Origin of the sequence: Methanobrevibacter sp. (assembly GCF_017432245.1) — an archaeon.
In the GTDB taxonomy this organism is placed as follows: Archaea; Methanobacteriota; Methanobacteria; order Methanobacteriales; family Methanobacteriaceae; genus Methanobrevibacter.
Genome location: NZ_JAFRJO010000102.1, coordinates 1 through 4,349 on the forward strand (window position 1 = coordinate 1; position 4,349 = coordinate 4,349).

The 4,349-nt window shown below is 33.0% G+C and carries 3 protein-coding genes and 5 tRNA genes; all 8 read left to right on the forward strand.

Going from position 1 to position 4,349, the window contains the following annotated elements; translation table 11 throughout:
• Positions 1–7: 7 nt before the first annotated feature.
• The 8 genes from IJI80_RS08075 to IJI80_RS08110 all read left to right on the forward strand — a co-directional run bounded on the left by IJI80_RS08075 (position 8) and on the right by IJI80_RS08110 (position 4,057).
• A complete protein-coding gene (locus IJI80_RS08075; RefSeq protein WP_292789295.1) occupies positions 8–1,240 on the forward strand; it encodes a phosphoglycerate kinase in 1,233 nt (410 codons plus the stop codon).
• A 437-nt stretch (positions 1,241–1,677) separates the two neighbouring features.
• Positions 1,678–2,577, forward strand: a complete 900-nt coding sequence (gene thiM, locus IJI80_RS08080; RefSeq protein ID WP_292789290.1) for a hydroxyethylthiazole kinase — start codon at positions 1,678–1,680, stop codon at positions 2,575–2,577.
• A gap of 21 nt (positions 2,578–2,598) precedes the next feature.
• Positions 2,599–3,228: a thiamine phosphate synthase gene (thiE, locus tag IJI80_RS08085; protein ID WP_292789292.1), complete on the forward strand. Its 630-nt coding sequence runs from the start codon at positions 2,599–2,601 to the stop codon at positions 3,226–3,228.
• Positions 3,229–3,391: 163 nt separating this feature from the next.
• Positions 3,392–3,465, forward strand: a tRNA-Thr gene (locus tag IJI80_RS08090).
• Between the two features lie 83 nt (positions 3,466–3,548).
• A tRNA-Pro gene (locus tag IJI80_RS08095) sits at positions 3,549–3,623 on the forward strand.
• A 12-nt stretch (positions 3,624–3,635) separates the two neighbouring features.
• Positions 3,636–3,709 (forward strand) — tRNA-Tyr (locus IJI80_RS08100).
• A 149-nt stretch (positions 3,710–3,858) separates the two neighbouring features.
• Positions 3,859–3,930, forward strand: a tRNA-Asp gene (locus IJI80_RS08105).
• Positions 3,931–3,983: 53 nt separating this feature from the next.
• A tRNA-Lys gene (locus IJI80_RS08110) sits at positions 3,984–4,057 on the forward strand.
• Positions 4,058–4,349: the final 292 nt, after the last annotated feature.

Genomic DNA, 4,349 nt, shown 5'->3' on the forward strand with positions numbered 1-4,349 from the left:
GAGTGAAATTATGGCTAACTTTAATACTATTGATGATTTTGATGTAAATGGCAAAACAGTTTTAGTTAGGATTGATATTAATTCCCCTGTAGACCCTAATTCTGGAATCATTTTAGATGATACCCGTATGAAATTGCATGCAGAAACCATTAAGGAATTGTCTATGAAAGGTGCTAAAACTGTTATTCTTGCTCACCAAAGTCGTCCAGGTAAAGATGATTTTACCACATTAGAGCAACATGCGGTCGTTTTATCTAGGGCAGTCGGTCTGGAAGTGAAATATGTTGATTCAATCTTCTCATCTAAGGCAAGAGAATCAATTATAGCTTTAGAACCTGGGCAAATCTTGCTTTTAGAAAATGTTAGATTCTTTTCAGAAGAGCAATTGAAACGTTCCGCAGAGGAAGAAGCTACTTCTGTGCTTGTAAAAACATTAACTCCTTTAGTTGATTATTTTGTAAATGATGCATTTGCTGCAGCACACAGATCTCAAACCTCTTTGGTTGGATTTACAAGAACTGTTCCATCAGCTGCAGGACGAGTTATGGAAAAAGAATTGACAGTCATAGGTAATGCTTTAGAGAATGTTCAACACCCATGTGTTTTTGCTTTAGGTGGAATGAAGGCAGATGATTCAATCACTGTAACCGAAAATGTTTTGGCAAACGGCACAGCAGATTATGTCCTTGTTTCTGGACTTGTTGCTAATATATTTATTTGGGCTGCAGGATATGATATCAAATCTACCAACAAGAATTTCATTGAATCAAGAGGATACCTTGATATGGTGGATAAATGCAGGGACCTTATTGAAAGATTTGGTGACAAAATCGTTTATCCTACTGATGTTGCAGTCAGTGTTCAAGGGGATAGGGCAGATGTGACTATTGAAAACATTCCTGATGCTTCTATTTTTGATATTGGCAGAGAATCTTTAATTAAGTATTCCAAGATTTTAAGAGAAGCAAAAACCATCTTTGCAAATGGGCCTGCAGGTGTTTTCGAAGATCCTAAATTTGCAATCGGTACTGAAGACATTATCAATGCAATCGCATCCTCAAAAGGATTTTCAGTTATTGGTGGAGGACATATTGCAGCAGCTACCGTTAATTTAGGTTATGGTGATAAGATGGACCATATCAGTAGTGGTGGTGGAGCTTCTATTGATATGTTAGCTGGTAATCCATTACCTGCTGTTGTAGCCCTTGAAGAGTCTAAGAAATTATTTGATGAAAAATAATTCTAAAATTATTTCTCTTTTTCTATTTTTTCTTTTTTTCTATTTTTTTCATTTCTTTTCTATTTTTTCTTTTTCTTGTTCGTTCTCTTTCTCTTTCTATTTTTTCTATTTTTTCTTTTTCTTGTTCGTTCTCTTTCTCTTTCTATTTTTTCTATATTTTCTTTTTCTTGTTCGTTCTCTTTCTCTTTCTATTTTTTCTATTTTTTCTATTTCTTTTTTTATTTTTTTTAATTTTATTCTTATTTTTCATGTAATTATTTGCTTTTCATAAAAATTTTTAATGGTTTTTATCATATTTTCGAGTTATTTTAAATACTTTTCAATAATTTCATATTAATTTATAATGAATAATCATGATAAATTATCCAAAACTTTATATAAAAATAAAGATAAAAGATAAGAGTGTTGAAAAAATTTAAGATTTTAAAGGTTATAAAATGACAGATGAAATTATAATTGCTGACAGTGAAAATGTAAAAAACGCATTAAACGGATTTCAAAACGCTTTAAAAAATGTAAAGGAAATTTCTCCTTTGACTTTTTGCATAACCAATTTTGTAACAGTTACTGATTGTGCAAATGCAGCATTAGCTATTGGAGCATCACCAATCATGTCCAATGGTGCTGAAGAAGGTGGAGATATAGTGAATATTGCAAGTGCACTTGTAATCAATATCGGCACATTAAGCAAGGCTCAAAATGAATTGATGAGAAACAGTGCAAACCAAGCTAAGGAAATCAATAAACCTATAATATTTGATCCAGTAGGTGCAGGTGTAAGTGCCCTAAGAAATGATATGACAAAAGAAATTCTTGAAAATTATCCTCTTGCATTAATTAGAGGTAATATGTCTGAAATTAAAGCTATTACCAAATTGATTAATCTTGATGAAAGTAATGATTCTGTAGCCAAAGGAGTGGATGTAGCAGCAAATGATGTTATTTCTAAGGATAATTTAGCTATTAATGGGGCAATTGTAAAAGCTTTGGCTAAAGAATTGAATACTGTTGTTATTGCAAGTGGCCCTATTGATATTATTTCAGATGGTGAGGTGACCTTTGGTCTTGAGAATGGTGATGCGATGATGCCACTTATCACTGGTAGTGGCTGTATGTTAACTACAATTATGGGTTCATTTGTAGGGGCTAATGATCCATTGATTGGTGGAATTACTGCATGTGCATTAATGGCAGTTGCAGGTGAAAATGCTGCAGATTATGTCAGGAAAAATGATTTGGGAACTGGTAGTTTCAGAACATTATTAATTGACAATCTATATAAATTGACTGCTGAGGAATTAGTGGCAAGAGCTAATTTATTTGAAATCAACATCTAATTATAGCAGGTAGTTGGTTAAATGAAAAAAGAGGATATTGACTATTCAGTTTATTTGGTTACTGACCGTAGGAATAAAACTGATGAGGAATTTTTAAATATTATTGAAGAAGCCATAAAAGGTGGAACTACCATTGTTCAGCTTCGTGAAAAGACTGCTTCAACTAAGGAGTTCTATGAGTTGGCTTTAAAGGTTAAGGAAATCACCAGCAAATATGATGTTCCCTTATTGATTAATGATAGGATTGACATAGCCCTTGCAGTTGATAGTGAAGGTGTTCATATTGGCCAAGATGATATGCCTGCAGTTGTTGCACGTGAGATCATTGGCAAGGAAAAGATATTAGGTGTCTCTGCTTCAACTGTTGAAGAGGCTAAAAAAGCTGAAACTGATAGTGCAGATTATATTGGTTCAGGGGCTGTGTTTCCTACAGCCACTAAGGATGATGCAGATTCAGTATCAAAAGAGGAATTAAAGGAAATTGTAGATTCAATTGATATTCCTGTAGTGGCAATTGGTGGAATCACCATAGAAAATGCCAATACATTAAAGGGCAGTGGTATTGCAGGATTTTCAGTTGTAAGTGCAATCATGAGTGCAGAAGATCCTAAAGAGTCTTCTCAAAAATTAAGAGAGATTTATTTCTCTTAATCTTTTTTTCATATTCTTTATTCATTCTATTTCATTTTTTATTTTTGTAATACATTCAATAGTAAACTATTTAAATGATATTTTACTAATTACTATTGTTGAATATTTTAAAATATTCTAGTTTATTTTTTTTTAAACTTCATTTTTAATTTATTATTTCTATGCCTCGGTGGCTCAGTCTGGTAGAGCGCGAGACTTGTAATCTCGTGGTCGCGGGTTCAATTCCCGTCCGGGGCTTTTTTACACTATTTAATTGATTTACCAAAACATTTATATATTATTGTAATATAAAATAATTATGTTGCACAATAATTTTGTATGGGACCATAGGGTAGCTTGGTCGATCCTTTGGGCTTTGGGAGCCTGAGACTCCGGTTCAAATCCGGGTGGTCCCACTTTGTATCTATCCCGACTTAGCTCAATTTGGCAGAGCGTTGGACTGTAGATCCAAATGTTGCTGGTTCAAGTCCGGCAGTCGGGATTTTTATTATTATTGACTCTTTTAATCATATGTTTTATTTTGAAATTTGATTTTTTTGAATTTCAATTATCCCAATATGATATGTAGAAACATTTATATATAATAATAAATATACTATTTTATGAGTATTACTTATACTCACATAGTTTGCCCTGGTGGTGTAGGGGCTATCATGTGGGCCTGTCGAGCCCGCGACTCGGGTTCAAATCCCGGCCAGGGCGCTTAACTATATGTTAAGTAAGATAGCCACACAAGAATTTCATTTGTTTAATCAGGGCCCGTAGCTCAGTCTGGCAGAGCGCTTGGCTTTTAACCAAGCGGCCGCGGGTTCAATTCCCGTCGGGCCCGCTCTGATTTTTTTTATTTACTAACTTTACTAAATTTAAATTTTTAAATTAACATTTTTCAAGATTTTTTAATTTTCAATGTCTTATTTAAATCATATTTAAATTTATATTGTATTTGACTTAGAATTTATTCTACTAGAATTGTGGATTCATTTATGTATTATTGGGGTATATGTGTTTATTTCAAGTTTTAAAATATTTTATGGCTAAATCTATTTTTTTTAAATTTTCTATTTGGAGGAAAAAATTTGAAAATTGATATTCAAGACCATATGCTCGTACCAAAGCATGAA

Excerpts from the sequence above, each read along its gene's own strand:
- thiM (WP_292789290.1), top strand. The coding sequence starts at position 1,678 with ATGACAGATGAAATTATAATTGCTGACAGTGAAAATGTAAAAAACGCA.
- thiE (WP_292789292.1), top strand. The coding sequence starts at position 2,599 with ATGAAAAAAGAGGATATTGACTATTCAGTTTATTTGGTTACTGACCGT.